At 56.7% G+C, this 704-nt stretch carries 1 protein-coding gene; it reads left to right on the top strand.

The window, feature by feature from the left end; genetic code table 11:
• The coding region (locus ACOCD2_RS24055; RefSeq protein WP_293725611.1) for a transposase at positions 1-374 on the top strand (374 nt) is incomplete at its 5' end.
• Positions 375-704: the final 330 nt, after the last annotated feature.

Raw genomic sequence — 704 nt, 5'->3', positions numbered from 1 at the left:
ATGCCCAACATTTATACGAAGATCTTTACTGTGCCCGTGGCGAGATGGAGAACCGGATCAAGGAGCAGCAACTGGGACTGTTCGCCGATCGCACCAGCAGTGCCACCTTACGGGCGAACCAACTGCGGCTGTACTTCTCTTCCTTTGCCTATGTCCTGCTGCACGGCCTGCGTCGGCTGGGCCTGACCGGTACGGCGTTTGCCAAGGCCCAGAGCACGACGATCCGTCTGAAGCTGCTGAAAATCGGCGCCCGCCTGCGCCTGACGGTACGCAAAGTCTGGCTGTCCTTCTCGGAAGCATCCCCCTACGCCAGCGACATCGCTCAGATCCTGGCCAATCTCAAGCAGCACCCTGCTTGGTCACCGCCTGGATAGGTTCTTCCGTCCCCGACAACATCGGCTCAAAGAATCAGTCCTGGGTGCTGAGGGACTGGTGCGTCTGTTCTGTCAAAAAAACATCCTCCAGAGCTCCTGAGAGAGCGAAAAACACGAGAATCTCTTCTCCTGGCGAGTGCCTTGGCACGAGAAATTGGCTATCGAGCTATCTTGGCCACGTCCCGGTGCCCAAAATGCTGGAACCAGGAGATCGGTGAGCGATGCGGGTTAGCTGCGCTACGATGAAAAACCGACCTATAAAAAGGCGTGTTGCGAGAATAGATACCAGCAACCAACCCAGTCTGTTCGACGAGTTGCCGCAGATGGAGT

It is taken from the genome of Thiolapillus sp., from assembly GCF_048562965.1.
GTDB lineage: Bacteria > Pseudomonadota > Gammaproteobacteria > Chromatiales > Chromatiaceae > Thiolapillus > Thiolapillus brandeum_A.
This window is presented reverse-complemented; position numbering and strand designations above follow the sequence as displayed.